This window comes from Ornithinimicrobium sp. F0845, from assembly GCF_023015765.1.
Lineage (GTDB): Bacteria > Actinomycetota > Actinomycetes > Actinomycetales > Dermatophilaceae > Ornithinicoccus.
On the sequence record NZ_JALKAL010000042.1, the window covers coordinates 1 to 661 of the forward strand.

1 rRNA gene is annotated in these 661 nt (G+C 60.7%); it reads right to left on the reverse strand.

From position 1 onward, the window contains the following. Positions 1-533: 533 nt before the first annotated feature. Positions 534-661: ribosomal RNA gene (locus MWU75_RS19645) — 16S ribosomal RNA — on the reverse strand; the annotation flags it as partial.

Here is a 661-nt window from a genome sequence, read left to right on the forward strand (position 1 = left end):
CCACCATGTGCACTTAAAAACTTAAAGCCACAAAGATGCTCGCGTCCACTGTGTAGTTCTCAACATACAAACAGACAACCCCAGCCACGCCCCCACCAAACCCGCACCACCCAACCCACAACAGGTCAACCAGCACGGTGGTATGGGAACCACCAGGGCCCTGCACTCCAAAGACACCGAACCACCCAACCACCACCCCCCTACCCGTGACCACCCACCACACAACGGCAGCAAGCAGGCACACGAACACAAGGGGGTCGTGTCAGGGGCCCGATCCCTCAGGACCCAACAACGTGTCACACCCACACCCACCCGGCACGACCACCACGTTCCACACCCCCCACACAAGATGAAGAGGGTCGTACTAGCAGCAGCCACACCACCAGGTGCGGGCACCATAACCGATGTTCCACCCAGAGCTCGGCCCCACGGAACACTCGTCCGTGCAGAACCAAACCACCCCACCAACCACCACCCCACCAGGCGCAAGGCCATCAAGGGTCGTGTGCGTCAGCGGGGCTGTTGCTCCTTAGAAAGGAGGTGATCCAGCCGCACCTTCCGGTACGGCTACCTTGTTACGACTTAGTCCCAATCACCAGTCCCACCTTCGACGGCTCCCTCCCACAAAGGGGTTGGGCCACCGGCTTCGGGTGTTACCGAC